Source organism: Salinispora pacifica DSM 45544 (genome assembly GCF_000378845.1).
GTDB classification, from domain to species: Bacteria; Actinomycetota; Actinomycetes; order Mycobacteriales; family Micromonosporaceae; genus Micromonospora; species Micromonospora pacifica.
Window position 1 is genome coordinate 703,889 of the sequence record NZ_KB905359.1, and the last position, 15,208, is coordinate 719,096.

At 71.3% G+C, this 15,208-nt stretch carries 14 protein-coding genes; 12 read left to right on the forward strand and 2 right to left on the reverse strand.

Translation table 11 applies throughout. The features are described 5' to 3' along the window. Positions 1–12: 12 nt before the first annotated feature. From SALPAC3_RS0103255 to SALPAC3_RS0103285, 7 genes are read left to right on the forward strand one after another with little or no spacing between them, the layout of a single operon-like run. Entirely contained in the window at positions 13–1,194 is a 1,182-nt protein-coding gene (locus tag SALPAC3_RS0103255; RefSeq protein WP_018219837.1) for a LeuA family protein, read from the forward strand. Then, the gene (gene leuC / locus SALPAC3_RS0103260; protein WP_018219838.1) at positions 1,191–2,588 is read left to right on the forward strand and encodes a 3-isopropylmalate dehydratase large subunit; all 1,398 of its coding nucleotides are present in this window, start codon (positions 1,191–1,193) and stop codon (positions 2,586–2,588) included. Before SALPAC3_RS0103255 ends, leuC begins: the two co-directional genes overlap by 4 nt. Before the next feature lie 9 nt (positions 2,589–2,597). After that, positions 2,598–3,212 carry a 3-isopropylmalate dehydratase small subunit gene (gene leuD / locus SALPAC3_RS0103265; RefSeq protein ID WP_018219839.1) on the forward strand — a complete coding sequence of 205 codons (615 nt, stop codon included), beginning with the start codon at positions 2,598–2,600 and terminating at the stop codon, positions 3,210–3,212. Continuing rightward, positions 3,209–3,685: a hypothetical protein gene (locus SALPAC3_RS0103270; RefSeq protein ID WP_232430452.1), complete on the forward strand. Its 477-nt coding sequence runs from the start codon at positions 3,209–3,211 to the stop codon at positions 3,683–3,685. Before leuD ends, SALPAC3_RS0103270 begins: the two co-directional genes overlap by 4 nt. Continuing rightward, positions 3,682–4,707 (forward strand): isocitrate/isopropylmalate dehydrogenase family protein, encoded by a 1,026-nt coding sequence (locus SALPAC3_RS0103275; protein ID WP_018219841.1) that lies wholly within the window; start codon positions 3,682–3,684, stop codon positions 4,705–4,707. Before SALPAC3_RS0103270 ends, SALPAC3_RS0103275 begins: the two co-directional genes overlap by 4 nt. Next, the gene (locus SALPAC3_RS0103280; RefSeq protein WP_018219842.1) at positions 4,704–5,858 is read left to right on the forward strand and encodes an SAM-dependent methyltransferase; all 1,155 of its coding nucleotides are present in this window, start codon (positions 4,704–4,706) and stop codon (positions 5,856–5,858) included. Before SALPAC3_RS0103275 ends, SALPAC3_RS0103280 begins: the two co-directional genes overlap by 4 nt. After that, complete coding sequence (locus SALPAC3_RS0103285; protein ID WP_018219843.1) at positions 5,855–7,057, forward strand: pyridoxal phosphate-dependent aminotransferase; 1,203 nt, start codon at positions 5,855–5,857, stop codon at positions 7,055–7,057. The genes SALPAC3_RS0103280 and SALPAC3_RS0103285 overlap by 4 nt, the downstream gene beginning before the upstream one ends. 130 nt (positions 7,058–7,187) lie before the next feature. Here the strand turns inward: SALPAC3_RS0103285 and SALPAC3_RS0103290 are convergent, their stop codons facing one another. Together SALPAC3_RS0103290 and purB are read right to left on the reverse strand one after the other, a co-directional pair. Beyond that, a complete protein-coding gene (locus SALPAC3_RS0103290) occupies positions 7,188–7,589 on the reverse strand; it encodes a GNAT family N-acetyltransferase (RefSeq protein ID WP_018219844.1) in 402 nt (133 codons plus the stop codon). Then, positions 7,573–8,859 (reverse strand): adenylosuccinate lyase, encoded by a 1,287-nt coding sequence (gene purB, locus SALPAC3_RS0103295; protein WP_080635244.1) that lies wholly within the window; start codon positions 8,857–8,859, stop codon positions 7,573–7,575. The genes SALPAC3_RS0103290 and purB overlap by 17 nt, the downstream gene beginning before the upstream one ends. A gap of 351 nt (positions 8,860–9,210) precedes the next feature. Between purB and SALPAC3_RS0103300 the strand changes: the two genes are divergently transcribed. The 5 genes from SALPAC3_RS0103300 (at position 9,211) to SALPAC3_RS0103320 (ending at position 15,144) form a co-directional block, all read left to right on the forward strand. Further along, entirely contained in the window at positions 9,211–10,518 is a 1,308-nt protein-coding gene (locus SALPAC3_RS0103300; protein WP_018219846.1) for an amidase, read from the forward strand. Next, entirely contained in the window at positions 10,515–12,017 is a 1,503-nt protein-coding gene (locus SALPAC3_RS0103305) for a type I glutamate--ammonia ligase (protein ID WP_033660361.1), read from the forward strand. The genes SALPAC3_RS0103300 and SALPAC3_RS0103305 overlap by 4 nt, the downstream gene beginning before the upstream one ends. 49 nt (positions 12,018–12,066) lie before the next feature. Continuing rightward, the gene (locus SALPAC3_RS0103310; RefSeq protein ID WP_018219848.1) at positions 12,067–12,861 is read left to right on the forward strand and encodes a DUF3050 domain-containing protein; all 795 of its coding nucleotides are present in this window, start codon (positions 12,067–12,069) and stop codon (positions 12,859–12,861) included. A 68-nt stretch (positions 12,862–12,929) separates the two neighbouring features. Further along, a complete protein-coding gene (locus SALPAC3_RS0103315; RefSeq protein WP_018219849.1) occupies positions 12,930–13,286 on the forward strand; it encodes a 4Fe-4S dicluster-binding protein in 357 nt (118 codons plus the stop codon). Beyond that, on the forward strand, positions 13,261–15,144 hold the full coding sequence (locus SALPAC3_RS0103320) for a hypothetical protein (RefSeq protein ID WP_018219850.1): 1,884 nt from the start codon (positions 13,261–13,263) through the stop codon (positions 15,142–15,144). The genes SALPAC3_RS0103315 and SALPAC3_RS0103320 overlap by 26 nt, the downstream gene beginning before the upstream one ends. Positions 15,145–15,208 lie beyond the last annotated feature (64 nt).

Consider the following 15,208-nt stretch of genomic DNA (forward strand, 5'->3'; position numbering starts at 1 on the left):
GGACGGCGACGGATGACAATTGACCTGGCCGGAAAAGGGGGGCGGCGCATCGACATCTTCGATGCGACGCTGCGCGACGGCGAGCAGGCACCGGGGAACACGATGAGCCCCGAGGACAAGCTCCGGTACGCACTGGCGGCCGAGGCCTTCGGTGCCGATGTGATCGAGGCGGGTTTCCCAGCTTCGTCACCAGCCGACTTCGCGGCGACGAAGCTCATCGCCGGCGCACTGACCACCGCGCGGTTCTCCACCTTCAACCGATGCTCCGAGCGGGACATCCGGTTGTCGGCGGAGGCGGGCGGCATTCGGCCCAACCACCAGATCGCCATCTGCGGCACCGGCAGCGACCTGCACCTGGAACACAAGCGCCAGATCACGCGCCGGGAGGCGATTGCCGAGGGACGCCATGCGGTACGTCTGGCGGCAGCGTTGGGGGCCACCGACATCGCGTTCTGCATCGAGGACGCCAGCCGGGGCGACCGCGGCTTCGTCATGGACCTCGTGGGCGAGGCGCTCGCCCAGGGCGCCACCACCATCGGCCTGGCCGACACCACCGGCTGCGCCACCCCGTCCGAATACGGCGACCTGATCGCCGAGGCGCACGAGATGGTGCCGCCGGACGTCACCATCTCGACGCACTGCCACGACGACCTGGGGCTGTCGCTGGCCAACGCGCTGGCCGGGGTGCAGGCAGGCGCCGGCGAGGTGCAGGCCACGCTGGGCGGCATCGGTGAACGGTGCGGCAACACCCCGCTTGAGGAACTGGCCGCCGTGCTGGTCTTCAAGAGCGCGCAGGTCGGGGCGTACACGGACCTCCGCATCGACCAGCTCTACGCGGCGTACGTGGATCTCGTCGACACGACCGGCATGGCGGTGCCGCGCAACAAGGCCATCGTCGGGCTGAACGCCTTCGCCACCCAGGCCGGGATCCATCAGGACGGCATCCTCAAGAACCCGGCCACGTACGAGTTCATGGACCCGGCCCGTTGGGGACGGCACCGTTCGATCCTCGTCGGGCGGCACTCGGGGCGGGCGGTGGTGCGTTACGTGCTCGCCGAGCTCGGCGCCCCCGAGGACGACGCGCTGGTGGACCGGATGTACGAGGAACTCGTCGCCTCGCGCCCCGGCAGCGACTGCGACGAACTGGACCACCTGCGCGACGAGGTGGCGCTGCGGCTGGCGGTGAGCCCGTGAGCGACTCCGGCACCCTGGTCGAGAAGATCTGGCAGCAGCACGTCGTCGACGACGGTGACGGGCAGGACCTGCTCTACATCGACCTGCATCTGATCCACGAGGCCAGCTCGTCGCAGGCATTCGACGGGCTGCGGCTGGCCGGGCGGCAGGTGCGACGGTCGGACCTCACGCTCGCTGTCGAGGATCACAACGTGCCGACCGACACGCTCGCGGTCACCGATCCCATCAGCCGGGAGCAACTCGGCGCGCTGCGGGCCAGCTGTGCGCGCGAGGGCATCGAGCTGCTGCGTCACGGCGACGCCCGGCAGGGGATCGTGCACGTCGTCGCCCCGGAGCTGGGCCTGGTGCAGCCGGGCATGACGATCACCTGCGGCGACAGCCACACCTCCACCCATGGCGCTTTCGGTGCGCTCGCCCTCGGCGTCGGCACCACGGACGTGGAGCACGTCCTGGCCACACAGACGCTGGCGCTGCCCCGCCCACGGACGATGGCCGTGGACTTCACCGGCGTGCCGGGCGCGGAGGTGACGGCCAAGGACCTCATGCTGCGCATGCTGGCCGAGGTGGGCGCGAACGGCGCGCACGGGTACGTCATCGAGTACCGCGGTGAGGCGGTGCGCCGGCTGTCCATGGAGGGCCGGATGACGATGTGCAACCTCAGCATCGAGGCCGGCGCACGGGCCGGGATGGTCGCACCGGACGACACGACATTCGCCTACCTGGAAGCCACCCCGCGCCGGCCCACGGGCTCGCACTGGGACGATGCGCTCGCCTACTGGCGGACGTTGCGCAGCGACGACGACGCACGTTTCGACAGGGTGCTCACGCTCGACGTCGGTGCGGCGTCCCGGTACGTCACCTGGGGCACCAATCCGGGCCAGGCCGTCTCGCTGGACGGTGCGGTGCCCGACCCGTCCGAGTTCGCCGACCCCGGTCAGCGAGCGGCCGCACAACGGGCCCTGCACTACATGGGTCTCCAGCCGGGTACGTTGATGCGGGACGTGGCGATCGACGTCGTGTTCATCGGCTCGTGCACCAACAGCCGCATCGAGGACCTGCGCGTCGCCGCTGACGTGCTGCGCGGCCGCCGGGTGGCCGATGGGGTGGAGATGCTCGTCGTGCCGGGCTCGATGGAGATCCGGGCCCAGGCCGAGCGCGAGGGACTGAACCAGGTCTTCCTCGAGGCGGGCGCCTCGTGGCGGTTCTCCGGCTGCTCGATGTGCCTGGGCATGAATGCCGACCGGATCAAAGGTGCCTCCCGCTGCGCCTCCACCTCGAACCGCAACTACGAGGGGCGGCAGGGGCCGCGCGCGCGTACCCATCTCGTTTCTCCCGCGGTGGCGGCGGCGACCGCGGTCGCCGGCACGCTGGCCGCCCCCGGCGATCTCAACTGAGGAGAGCCCATGCAGGCGATCGAGGCGCACACCGGGCGGATGGCCCCGCTGCGCCGCAACGACGTGGACACCGACCAAATCATCCCCAGCGATTTCTGCCGGCGGCTGACCAAGACGGGATTCGAGGATGGGCTGTTCGCGGGTTGGCGGGCGGACCCGGACTTCGTGCTCAACCGTAAGCCGTACGCGTCCGCGACCGTGCTGGTCGCCCAGCGCAACTTCGGGTCCGGCAGCTCCCGGGAAACCGCGGTGTGGGCCCTGCGGGACTGGGGGTTCGCCGCGGTGATCGCGGAGAGCTTCGGCGACATCTTCCAACGCAACGCGGGCAAGAACGCGCTGCTCGCGGTTGCGCTCGGGGCCGACGCGGTGGGCGCGCTGCTCGACCACGCGACCGAGCGGCCGGACGCCGAGATCACCGTCGACCTGCTCGACCGCCAGGTACGCAGCGAGGTGGGCGTCTGGGACTTCGCCATCGAAGACCGCGCACGGTGGCTGATGCTCAACGGCCTCGACGAGATCGCGGTGACCTTGGGCCGAGACGCGGCCATCCGCGCGCACGAGGCTGCCCGGCCACCGTGGCTGCCGCGGACCGCGGCCCCGACCCGTGCGGTGCCGGTGCCGTGAGCGGAACCGAACCGGCGCCGGTCCGCGGGCTGGTCTCGGCCCGGGCATCCGCGTTGACCAGCAGCCGGCTCGCGCATCTGATGCGGGTGGCGCGCGAACGCAACGCGATCGACCCCGCGCTGGGCGTTCCCGGCTACCCGGAGCCGCCGGACTGGCGCTACGACCCGCGGGAGCTGACCGCTGCATTCGGCCCGCGGACACGGGCGCTGCTGGTGGCCGACGTGCGGCCGGTCGACGACGAGGGATCCAACGCCTCCGTGCGGCGGACGGGCTACGAGGCGGGAGTGCTGCTCGCGCCGGGGGCGGTCTGCACCGCCGATGCGGCCCGGGGACGGCAGTTCGTCCGGGTGGCGTTCAATCGGCGGCGGGAGACGCTTGAACGCGCCGAGCGCAAGCTGGCCTCCGGTCTGCTGGGGAGCCGGGGCCAGCACGGCCGCGGGGCCACCGTCCGTCAGTTGCGGATGACGGCATGACCATCGCGGTGATTCCGGGCGACGGGATCGGACCCGAGGTGGTGCCGGAAGCCGTCGCCACGCTGGAGGAGCTGGGGCTCGGCCTGCGGTTCGAAGTCCTCGACAAGATCAACGCCGCGGCGTACCTGGCGACGGGCGTGCCGATGTCCGAGGAGGACTTCGCCGTGTGCACGGGTAGCGCGGGTGTGCTTCTCGGGGCCATCGGGGACCCGCGGGTGCGCGACCCGTGGTACGCCCGCGACGTGCTGCTGCGGCTGCGCTTCGAGCTGGACCTGTACGTCAACCATCGGCCCGTGGCTCTGCTGCACGACCGGCTCAGCCCGCTGCGCGACCCAGGTCGTCGCGCCGTGGACTGCGCGATCGTCCGGGAGAACACCGAGGGCCTCTACGCCGGGATCGGTGGCGTCCTGCGAGCCGAGACCAACGACGAGGTCGCGATCGACACCGAGGTGAACACCCGTCTCGGGGTGGCTCGAATCATCGACTTCGCGCTCTCGGTCGCCACCCGCTCGGTCTGCATGGTCGACAAGTCGAACGCGGTGCCGCGCGGCGGCGGCCTGTGGCAGCGGTGCTGGGCCGAGGCCCGCGCCCGCCGCCCCGACCTGGCCACCTCGCACCTCTATGTGGACGCGGCGGCGATGGCGTTGGTACGCGATCCCACCGCCTTCGACGTCATCGTCACCAACAACTCGTACGGCGACATCCTCAGCGATCTCGTCGCCGAGCTGGCCGGCGGGGTGAGCACCGCCGCTTCGGCCAACCTCAATCCCGGCACCGGTCGCGGCCTGTACGAGCCCGTGCACGGATCGGCTCCGGACATCGCCGGACGGGGTGTGGCCAACCCGGTCGGCGCGATCGCGTCGGCCGCCTTGATGCTGCGGCAGCTCGGACACCCGGAGCACGCGCGTGCCGTGGAGGACGCGATCCGCGCGGCCGTCGCCCGGGAACGGTGCACGCCGGACCTGGGTGGGCGGCTGAGCACGGCGGAGGCGGGCGCGGCCATCCGCGCGGAGCTGCGATGAAGTACCTGAAGGGAGATGTCGGCATGGCGGACCAAGAGGTGATCGAGCCGGCCCTGAGCCAGGCGGAGCAGGTCGTGGTCGAGGACCCGGTGGTCCAGGACGTGTGGGCGGGGGTCGAGCGCGGCGGCGCCGGCGAACTGGCCGAGAGCTACGTGTTAGCCACTGTCCTGCTGGGAGTCGCGAAGGCCGGCATTGCGTCGCGCCTCTCGGCGACCGAGTGGACCGAGCTCGTCCGGCTCATGCCCGACGGCGGATCCGTCGAGCTGGTTCGCAACACGCTGCGCCACCTCGCGGTACGAGGCATCGTCGAAGCACGCGACGTCGAATGGGCGGGTGCCGAGGTGTCGTCCCGCACGCCGGCCGGTGGCTCCTGGCGGCTCACGGCCCGTGGCGCGGACCTCTTCGACGAGGTGTCGATGGGGCTGCTGGGGTTCTACACCGAGGCGTACGCGCCCGTCCTGGGACGCCTCGACGGGTTACTGACCGGCCAGCTCGACTACGGCACGGACGTGACCCGCGACGCCGAGGCGCTGGGCCGCCGCTGCGAGCCGATGACCGTCAGTTTCTGCGCCGGACTGCTGAGCCGGCTGATGGCCGAACGCGGAGCCACCTCCGTGCTGGAACTCGGCTGCGGCACGGGCGGGCTGCTGCTACACATGGCCGCGCGGGACGCCTCGCTGCGGGCGGTCGGTCTCGACATCGCGCCCGAGGCCGTCGAGCTGGCCCGCCGCCGGGTCGCGGAGCGCGGGCTCGGCGACCGGCTCGAGTTTGTCGTGGGCGACGCGTTCGCGCCGGACACATGGCCCGAGAACGCGGCGTCGTGCGACTTCATGCTCGCCGTTGGTGCGCTGCACGAGCAGTTCCGCGACGGCGAGGACGCGGTCGTCGCGTTGCTGGCCCGCTACCGGGGCTGGCTGTCGGCCAAGCTCGGCCGGGTCTTCCTGCTGGCCGAGCCGGAGCTGCGGATCGACGCCGAGGACGGCGACTACTTCCTGCTGCACGCGCTGACCAAGCAGGGCTTTCCACAACCGCGCGAGCCGTGGCTCGACGTCCTCGCCCGGGCCGGACTGACCTGCCGACGGATCTACACCCAGCCGCGGGTGGCGTTCCGCTTCGCGTTCTACGAGGTCACCGCCGGGCCGGCTCGATGAGCACATTCCCGGTGCGGGTCGCGCGCAGGGTGGCCGGCATCCGCCCCCTGGCGCTGGCCGGACTGCTGCCGCTGGCCGCCGCGTCCGGCGCCGTCGACCTGGCGCTCGGCGTGCCGCCGGACGCCCCACCGGCACCGGCCGTGGACGGAGCGGTCCTCGCCCTGCGCGGCGGCCGCAACCAGTACACCCCGGCTGCCGGGCTCGACGAGTTGCGGGCGCAGATCGCGGCGGAACTGGCCCGGACCCGCGGGGCCAGCGTGGATCCGCAGCGACACGTGACCGTGACGAGTGGCTCGGCCGAGGGCGTACTTGCCGCCCTGCTCGCCGTGACCGATCCGGGCGACGAGGTGCTGATGGTCGAGCCCTTCTTCGAGATCTATCCCGGTGCGGTCGCGCTCTGCGGCGCGGTGCCACGGTACGTCCCGCTGACGCCTGGCAGTTGGCGGCTCGACCCGGCGGTGCTGCGGAGGGCGGTCACGACCCGGACGCGAGCGGTCCTTCTCAACACGCCACACAACCCGACCGGCCGGGTCTTCGGGCGTGCGGAGGTCGAGGCGGTGCGGGCGGTGTGCGCGGAGTACGGACTGGTGTGCATCACCGACGAGACGTACGACAGCTTCGTCTTCGACGGTGACGGGCCGCTCAGCCCGTGGGACCTGCCGGACGGCCGACCGCGCACGGTGCTTGTGGGCAGCCTCTCCAAGTCGCTGCGGATCTCGGGGTGGCGGCTCGGCTACTGCGTGGCCGAGGAGGAACTCACGCACGGGCTCCGCAGGGCGCACGAGCACCTCACCCTGGGCGCCGCGACCCCGCTTCAGCACGGCGCGGCCGCCGGCCTGGCGCAGCTGCGCGGGGTCGACGCGGCCGCGCTGCACAACCGGCTCGTCCGGCGGCGGGATCAGCTCGCCTCCGGACTCGCGCGGCTGGGCTTCGGAGTGACCGTGCCGGAGGGTGGCTGGTTCCTCCTCGCCGACACGGCACCGCTGAGATGGTCCTCGTCGCGGCTGGCCGAGCGGCTGGTGCGCGAGGCCGGCGTGCTCACCGCACCGGGCACCGCATTCTTCGACGACCCGACCGACGGGGAGCGGTGGCTGCGCGTCTGCCTGGTCCGTGACGAGGAGACGACGGCCGTTGCGTTGGATCGGATCGGTGGGTTCCTCCGCTCCGCCGGTCACCGTTCCGGCTCGGTGACAGCCTGATCCCCTACGAGGCGGGCCTCGTATACCCAGACATCGACCCCCGGCATCGGAACATGCTCATCCAGGCGCCGCGCACACCGGGCACCACGTGGGCGGTCCACCGCCGCTCGTCGCCGGTTACCGATGCCCGCTACGGGTTACGCACCCAGGCCGAGTTGTGCTGGGTGAAGCCGATGTGTGGGTAGTAGTCGGCGGCGGCCGGCGCCGACAGCAACACGATCTTCGCCAGCGGCGCCTCCTGCTGGGTCGCCGCGATGAGGGCCTTGCCGATACCGGATCGCTGGTACGCCCGGTCCACGGCGATGTCGGAGAGGTACGTCACATAGGAGAAGTCGGAAATGCTCCGCGCGATTCCCACCAGCTCACCCCCGACCCGACAGGTCAGCACCAGGTTCGCGTTTCGCACCATCGCGGCCAGTCGGCCGGCCTCCGCGATCGGCCGCCGCGCACCGAGCCCCGACGACCGGTATAGCGCCCGGACCGCACCGAGGTCGAGGTCGACGCCGTTCTCGCGTTCAATGTGCCAGGTCACGGAGGTTTTCCAATCGCTTGCGAATGACGTTGTGGTGGACCAGGAAACGCTCCGGGCGCAGCGGTGCGACATCGATGCCATCGGCTCGCAGCAGAGTAGCGAAATCTCCGTCGCCGGCGGCGGCGCCGTTCGCGGCGGCCTGCACCGACCGGTAGGCGCGTTCCCGCTCGGTGCCGCCCGCCAGCAGGTCGGCCAGGACTGCGGAGCTGTAGACCACGCCGCCGTTCCCGTCGACCGTGGCCCGCATCCGGTCCGGGAAGACCTCCATCCCCGCCACCAGGTCCGCGGCGCGACTCGCCTGGAAGTGCGCGACGATCATCGCGTCGGGCAGGACCACCCGCTCCACGGCGGAGTGGGACAGATCCCGCTCGTGCCAGAGCGCCACGTTCTCCACCGTCGTACCCGCGTATCCGCGGAGCAGCCGGGCCAGCCCCACCAGACGTTCACTGGTGGTCGGATTCCGCTTGTGCGGCATGGCACTGGAGCCCTGGTAACCGACCGTACGGCGCTCCTCCACCTCGCGAACCTCGCTGCGCGAGAGCAGTCGGACCTCGGTGGCGACCTGCTCCACGCAGGCGCCGAGCGTGGCGATGGCGTGCAGCAGCTGCGCGTGTCGATCCCGGGCCACGACCTGGGACGGCGCGGGCTCCACCGCAAGGCCAAGCTCGGCGCAGACGTGCTCCTCGACGAAGGGATCAATGAGCGCGTAGGTCCCGACCGATCCGGAGATCGTGCCAACCGCGACCTCGGCACGCGCCGCTCGTAGCCGCCGCACGGACCGGTCCAGCGCGAAGGCGAAGCCCGCGAGCTTGTGCCCGAGCGTGGTGGGCTCGGCGTGCATGCCGTGGGTACGGCCGATACAGACCGTCTCCCAGTGCGCGAGCGCCTGATCCACCAGCACCCCGCGCAGCCGCACCACCGCCGCGAGCAACACGTCACAGGCGTGGGCAAGGGTGGCCCCCAGCGCGGTGTCCACCAGGTCGTAACTGGTCATGCCGAGGTGGACCCAGCGGGCCGAGTCGGCAGGGATGTCCTCGCAGAAGGCCGCGAGGAAGGCGAGAATCTCGTGGTCCCGCTGGCGCTCGTACTCGGCCACCCGCGCCACCGACGGCACCCGGGCTTGTTGGATGTCGGCCAGGGCCGGCTCGGGGACCCGGCCCAGCAGCGCCTGCGCCTGGGTCGCGAGGACCTCCACCCTCGACCAGGTGGCATAGCGTGCCTCGTCCGACCAGAGGTCGGCCATCTCCGGCAGAGAATAACGAGAAATCATGACCATGAACCCCTAACTAGAACCGAACCCACGAGCCGCAGAGTAGCGATTCTTCCGGCGCAGAGTACAGCACTGATCCAAAACTTATCCGCACGTGCCTTCCCGGTTTTCGTAGTTTCTCCTCAGTTGAACAAGGCGGATCCGAGGAGCACCGGAGGTCTTTCTTCGGAGTTGCCATCCGGACCACCGCACCCCTCCCAAACACTTGCCTAACGAGCGACGAAGGCCTTTATTGGGGTGGTGTCCGCATTAACGCTTCCCGCTATTCGAACCCCGGTTTGTCGGTCTGTCCGGGAGACGAGACAACTGTTTCTCACCGGTGGTTCGACAGTTGCCGAGCATCTCGGGAACGTGCTCACAGCGATCCGGGAGACCGACCCGACGCTCGGGGCGTTCGTCGCGGTCGCCGACGACCGCGCCCGCGACGAGGCGGACTCGGCCGACCAGCTTCTCGCCACTCTCGGTGCGGCCGCCTTCCGAGACCGGCCGCTACTCGGAGTCCCGATCGCGATCAAGGACCTCATCCAGACCCGGGACCTGCCCACCCGACGCGGGTCACTGGTGCCGAACCGCCGCCCGGCGGTGGACACACCGGCGGTGGCCCGCCTACGGGCGGCGGGCGCCATCCTGGTGGGCAAGACCGCGACCTCGGAACACGGGTGGAGCGCCAGCACGGTAAGCCGGGTCGCCAGCCCGACCCGCAACCCGTGGGCACCGGAGCGGACCGCCGGCGGGTCGAGCGGCGGCTCGGCCGCCGCGGTGGCAGCCGGGCTGAGCACCGCGGCGATCGGGACCGACGGGGCTGGATCGATCCGCATCCCCGCGGCGTTCTGCGGCGTGGTCGGGTTCAAGCCCTCCTTCGGCCGGGTCCCCTACGTGCCACCCGGCGCCGAGCGCCTGTCTCACCTGGGGCCGCTGGCACGCGAGGTCGCCGACATCACCGCCCTGATGGCGGTGCTGGTCGGTCCGGACCACCAGGACCCGGACTCGGTGGCGCGAGCGATCGCGCCACCGACCGCTCCGGCCGCGCTACGGATCGGCTGGCTCGAGTTCCCTGGGACAACCGATGAGGTCCGTGCGGTCACGGGCATGGTGGAACCGGTACTGGCCCGACTGGGACACCGGGTCGAGCGCATCGCGGTGCCGTTCGCCGATCCCTACGGCGCGCTCGTGGACCTTCTCGCCGCCGCCGAGGCCGCTGCCGCGACTCCGGAGGAGGAGCGGCTCTGCGACCCGGGCCGGCTCGCGCTCATCCGGTACGGGCGCACGCTCACCGGCGCCGCCGTCCTCCGCGCCGAAGAGACCCGGCTGGCCCTGCGGGCCCGGCTGCACCACGTGATGCAGCGCTACGACCTGCTGGCGATGGCGACCGTCCCGATCACGCCCTTCGCCGCTGACGCCGTCGCCCCGCCCACCACCACCGCCCCGGACGGTCTGCGGTGGCTCGCGTGGTCACCCGCCACCTACCCGTTCAACCTCACCGGCCAGCCGGCCCTGTCCCTGCCCGCCGGGGTGACGCCCCACGGGCTCCCGGTGGGAGTTCAGCTCGTGGGTCGGGTCGGCGACGACGAGTTGGTGCTCCGGGCAGCCACCCGGCTGGAAGCGGAGCTGGCCCGCCCGACGTCACGGCCGGGCGGCGACTTCCAAGGAGAGCGATGACGATGTCCAGGACCTGGTCTGTGCCCGACATCAACAGCGGCGTCGGGCGGCCCTCGTTCGTGGCCGAGTTCGGCCGCTGGAACGACGAACAGGTCGCCGCTGCCGAGAAGGTCGAGGCGGCGCTCGACGAGGTCGACCTGGTCCGGGTCGTCTTCAGTGATCCGCACGGGTTGGCCCGCTCCAAAACCGTGCCGGCGCACGTCTTCCGTACCGTGCTGCGCAACGGCCTGGACTTCAGCCCCGGGCCGTTCCTCTTCGACACCGGGCACGCCGTCGCCGTGGACTTCCGCACCGACCCCGGCGTCGGGGTGGCGGAACTGCTCGGCGCCGGCGACTTCGTCCTGGTCCCGGATCCACGCACGTTCCAGGTGCTGCCCCGCGGGCAACGACGGACCGCGTGGGTGGTCGGCGACGAGTACCTCCGGGACGGCTCGCCGCACCCGCTGGCGACCCGTCACCTCCTGCGCCGGGTCTGTGCCCGCTACGCCGAACGCGACCTGGCCCCCGTCATTGGACTTGAGGTCGAGTGGTACCTGACTCGCCTGGTCGCCGGGCCGGTGGGTAACGCGGGCAACGGGTTCGGCCGGCAGGGGGCCGCCCCGGCGGTGGCGGCGATGAACGCCGGATACCAGTTCAACCTGGACAGCTACTACGACGCCGTAGCCGACCTCGCCGACCCCCTGGCGGCCATGCTCATGGCACTCGGCCTGCCGTTGCGCACCATCGAACACGAGTCCGGGCCGGGGCAGTTGGAGACCACCTTCGACCCGATGCTGGCGCTGGCGGCGGCGGACGCCATGCTGCTGTTCCGGACCCAGGTCAAGCAGGAGTGCCGGCGCCGCGGCTACCACGCGTCGTTCATGACCCTCCCCGGGCTGGAAGGGTTCGACCCGAGCGGCTGGCACCTGCATCAGTCGGTCGTCGACACCACGACGAACCGCAACCTGTTCGCGCCGGACGAGGGCACCTCGGGCCCGCTCTCCGCCGCGGGTGCGGCCTACGTGCGGGGGCTGCTGGCCCACGCCCGCGAGTTCTGCCTCCTGTCCGTCCCGACCATCAACGGCTACCACCGGCTGTCGCCGCGGTTCCCGCTCTCCCCCACCTCCGCCGACTGGCGCGAGGAGGACCGCAGCGCCATGGTCCGGGTGTTCAACGCCGGCAGCGCCACCCACGTCGAGAACCGGATCGGGGAACCGTGCGCGAACCCGTACCTGGTCATCGCGGCGCAGTTGCACGCGGGCCTGGCCGGGCTGGACTCGGGGGACGCCGCCCCGGCTGGTACGCCGGCCCCGGCGCTACCGGATTCCTTTGACGCGGCACTTGCCGCGTTTGGCGAGAGCACCCGGGCGGAGGAGCTACTCGGCGCGCCACTGAAGAACTGCCTGCGCAAGCTCAAGGAGAGTGAGGCGTCCCGGTTCCGCGCCTGGTGCGCAACAGAGCATCCGGCGACCGACTCCGTCACCGAGTGGGAGCACCGCGAGTACTTCGGGGTCTTCTGACCACCCGGCCCGGTGGGCCGGACCGTAGGGCGAGACGAGAGGAAAGGCGATGTCACGGTACGACTGGGGCGAATCGACTCCGGCCATCGACATGCTCAAGGACACCATCGAGCCAGCCCGGCAGAAGGTGCTTGGCCACCCGGTGTACGGGCAACTGGACAGTGTCGACGCGGTGGTCATCTTCATGGAGCACCACGTCTACGCGGTCTGGGACTTCATGTCCATACTCAAGTCGCTGCAGCGGCAGCTCACCTGCGTCGAGGTGCCCTGGGTGCCATCCGGGCAACGCAGCAGCAGCCGGCTGATCAACGACATCACCCTGGTCGAGGAGAGCGACGAGCTGGGCGACGGTTTCATCAGCCACTTCGAGCTGTATGTGGACGGCATGCGCCAGGCCGGCGCCGACACCCGCGGCATCGACTCCTTCATCAGCCTGCTGCGCGCCGGGGTGCCGGTCCCCGCGGCGATCACCAGGGCCGGCGTCCCCGGCCCCGCGGCCGAGTTCATCGGCACCACCTGGCGGTTCATCGAGCACGCCCCGGTGCACTGCCAGGCCGCGGCGTTCGCGTTCGGCCGGGAGGACCTGATCCCGGCGATGTTCGACCAGGTCGCCGCGCTCAACGCCGGGGTCGGCGTGCTCTCCACCTTCGTCGACTACCTCCGGCGGCACATTCAGGTGGACAGCGAGGAGCACACGCCGATGGCGATGCAGATGCTCGCCGATCTGTGCGGGGACGACAAAGACCGGTGGGAGCAGTGCAAGGAGACCGTTAATACCGCCTTGGCCGCGCGGACCCAGCTGTGGGACGGCATCTCCGCGCAGCTCCGGCGGTCCGCCAATTGACCGAGGGGGAACGTCGCTCCGGGCCGCCGCTGAGTCGGCCCGGAGCGCCCCAGCAGGAGGTGAGCAGGATGCCGTGGACACGAGAGGCCGCTGCCCGGGCAGGCGCCGCGCGGGACGCGCGGATCACGCAGCGCACCCGCAACGAGGCGTGGAAGAAGCCACCGCGCCGGATCGAGAAATCCGAGTGCATCACGTGCGACACCTGCCTACGCAACTGCCCGCCCGAGTTCGGGGCGATCTTCGATCGGGGACTCGACGTCGTGATCGTCCCCGAGCTGTGCTCCGGCTGCCCGGTGTGCGTACTGGTCTGTCCGGTCGACTGCATCTACCCCGATCCGCAGTGGACACCAACCGACGACCAGCTCTGGGATCACATCGGCCTGACCACGGAGGATGGGCATGACACTGCCAGTAGAGCCGGATAGCGGACTGTCCCGCCGAGCTGCCCTGGCGAAGGCGCGGCAGAGCCGACGGCCGAGCCGACTCGGCCGGAAGGCCGGCGCCACCACCACACCCGACTATCCGGTCGGCAGCGATGCCGGCTTCCCCGGCCTGTTAAACCGGGTCTGGCAGCAGGCGACAGCCGCGCCGAACCCGGCGGTGGCGGTGGAGACGCTGCTGACCCTCGGCGGGCACGTTCCGGCCGAGATCCAACTACGGGCGCTGCCCACCGCAGCGGAGTGCGCGATCCGGGTGCTCTTCGGACGGTCGTGGCGCGGGGACGATCCGCCCGCCCGACCGGCGGACCGCGCCGGTACGGCCTTCCTCGGCGAGGTGGGGCTGACCAGAAGCGGCCGGATTGCCGTACGGGTTCCGTCCCAGGGGCCGCTGACCAGCACGGACGACCTGGTCGGCGGGGTGCTTAGGGTGCCGTGGTCGACCCGGGACCTGGCCGCCCACCAGGCCGAGCTCACCGCTGCCACCACCCGGCTACACGACTCGGTCGCCGACTGCCGCCACTGGCTCGCCGAGGCCCGGTCGGACGGCCGGGCGAAGCTGCTCGCGGAGCTGACCGAAGCGGTACGCCGCACAGCTCCGGTGGTGTTCTACTGCGGTGACCGGCAGTACACTAACTTCCGCGACCGAAACACCCTGACCGGCAAGACGCTGTGGCCGGGGCATCCGGACTGCGCACTGAGCGCGCTGGTCACCGTCCCACTTGACCTGTGGGCCGACGACGACGTGCTGCTGGTGGTGTCGCTCACGCTGCTGGTCCGGTCGACGGGGTACGCCCGGATCGAGGAGGCGAACGGTACCCAGCTGACCCTTGACCACGTGGCCCACCTCCTGGAACGAACCCGGGTGGCCTACAACGAGATCCCCGGCGGTGATCCGGTGCCGCCGGCCGGCTCGGCCACGGTGACGGCACTCGACGCGCTGGCGGTGGCGGTCGCTCGCCGCCGTCGGGAGATCAGCACCAGGGTGCAGCTCTACCGCGACATCCACGGGCCCCTGATGCACAAGATCGAGCGGGTCGCCGGGCCGGACCCGGGGCGGGCCCGGCGCACGGAGGCGAGGCTCAGCGCCCACCTGCGCGACCGGCTCCCCATCTCCGGTGAGACCCTGCGCGAGCTGGGTGCTGCCGTGGCGGCGTCGCCGGGCTGGCTGGCCGAACCGCGGGGCAGCTTCGGGACCGGGCTGGAGTCCCTGGTGTACGAAACCGTCGCCGCGGCGACCACGGTCTTCGACGCCGACTTCGCGATGAGCCGGGGAATGCGGTCGTTGACCAGGCTGGTCGGGGCGCTGCGGGACGAGCGGTGGGCCACGATCGTCTCCTGGGACATCCCGCACTTTTTCTGCTGCGTGGTGCCGGCGCCAGCGGCCCGGCGGCACTTCGGAAACTCCGCCGCGCACCTGGCCGACGCCGCCTGGTCGATGGCCGCGCGTATGCAGTACAACTCCTGGCACTTTCTCGCCGGCAACCTGCCGCCTGTACCGGAGGTGGTGGACCGCGACTATTTCGCCCCGCCCACCATCCCGGATCTCGCGTACCACTCCGACCAACACCACCACGGTCACATCGCCGCCCGGGTGCGGTTCAGCATCCGCAGCCCGCAGCCGGTGGTGGTGCTGGGCCGCGCCTTCGCCGGCTTCGTCGACCTGCGGCTGCTGCGCTGTGCGGGGCGGCCCTTCGACGAGCAGGACCTGCTCGCCGCGCATCGGGCCTCGGATTTCATCGCCATCGCCACGACCCAGGCGGCCACGCTGGCCGCCACCGGTACCGACCTCGAGGTGGCCGCCTTCGACAGCCAGTGGCACTGGGCGAACATCACCGGCCAGTAGCGCTGTGCGGCATTCGGTCGCGGCCCGTGCTCCGCCACGGGCCGCGACCGAATGCCGGGGAAGG

Coding starts and splice junctions, on each gene's coding strand:
- SALPAC3_RS0103255 (WP_018219837.1), top strand. CDS start 13: ATGACAATTGACCTGGCCGGAAAAGGGGGGCGGCGCATCGACATCTTC.
- leuD (WP_018219839.1), top strand. CDS start 2,598: ATGCAGGCGATCGAGGCGCACACCGGGCGGATGGCCCCGCTGCGCCGC.
- SALPAC3_RS0103275 (WP_018219841.1), top strand. CDS start 3,682: ATGACCATCGCGGTGATTCCGGGCGACGGGATCGGACCCGAGGTGGTG.
- SALPAC3_RS0103280 (WP_018219842.1), top strand. CDS start 4,704: ATGAAGTACCTGAAGGGAGATGTCGGCATGGCGGACCAAGAGGTGATC.
- SALPAC3_RS0103285 (WP_018219843.1), top strand. CDS start 5,855: ATGAGCACATTCCCGGTGCGGGTCGCGCGCAGGGTGGCCGGCATCCGC.
- purB (WP_080635244.1), bottom strand. CDS start 8,859: ATGATTTCTCGTTATTCTCTGCCGGAGATGGCCGACCTCTGGTCGGAC.
- SALPAC3_RS0103305 (WP_033660361.1), top strand. CDS start 10,515: ATGACGATGTCCAGGACCTGGTCTGTGCCCGACATCAACAGCGGCGTC.
- SALPAC3_RS0103310 (WP_018219848.1), top strand. CDS start 12,067: ATGTCACGGTACGACTGGGGCGAATCGACTCCGGCCATCGACATGCTC.
- SALPAC3_RS0103315 (WP_018219849.1), top strand. CDS start 12,930: ATGCCGTGGACACGAGAGGCCGCTGCCCGGGCAGGCGCCGCGCGGGAC.
- SALPAC3_RS0103320 (WP_018219850.1), top strand. CDS start 13,261: ATGACACTGCCAGTAGAGCCGGATAGCGGACTGTCCCGCCGAGCTGCC.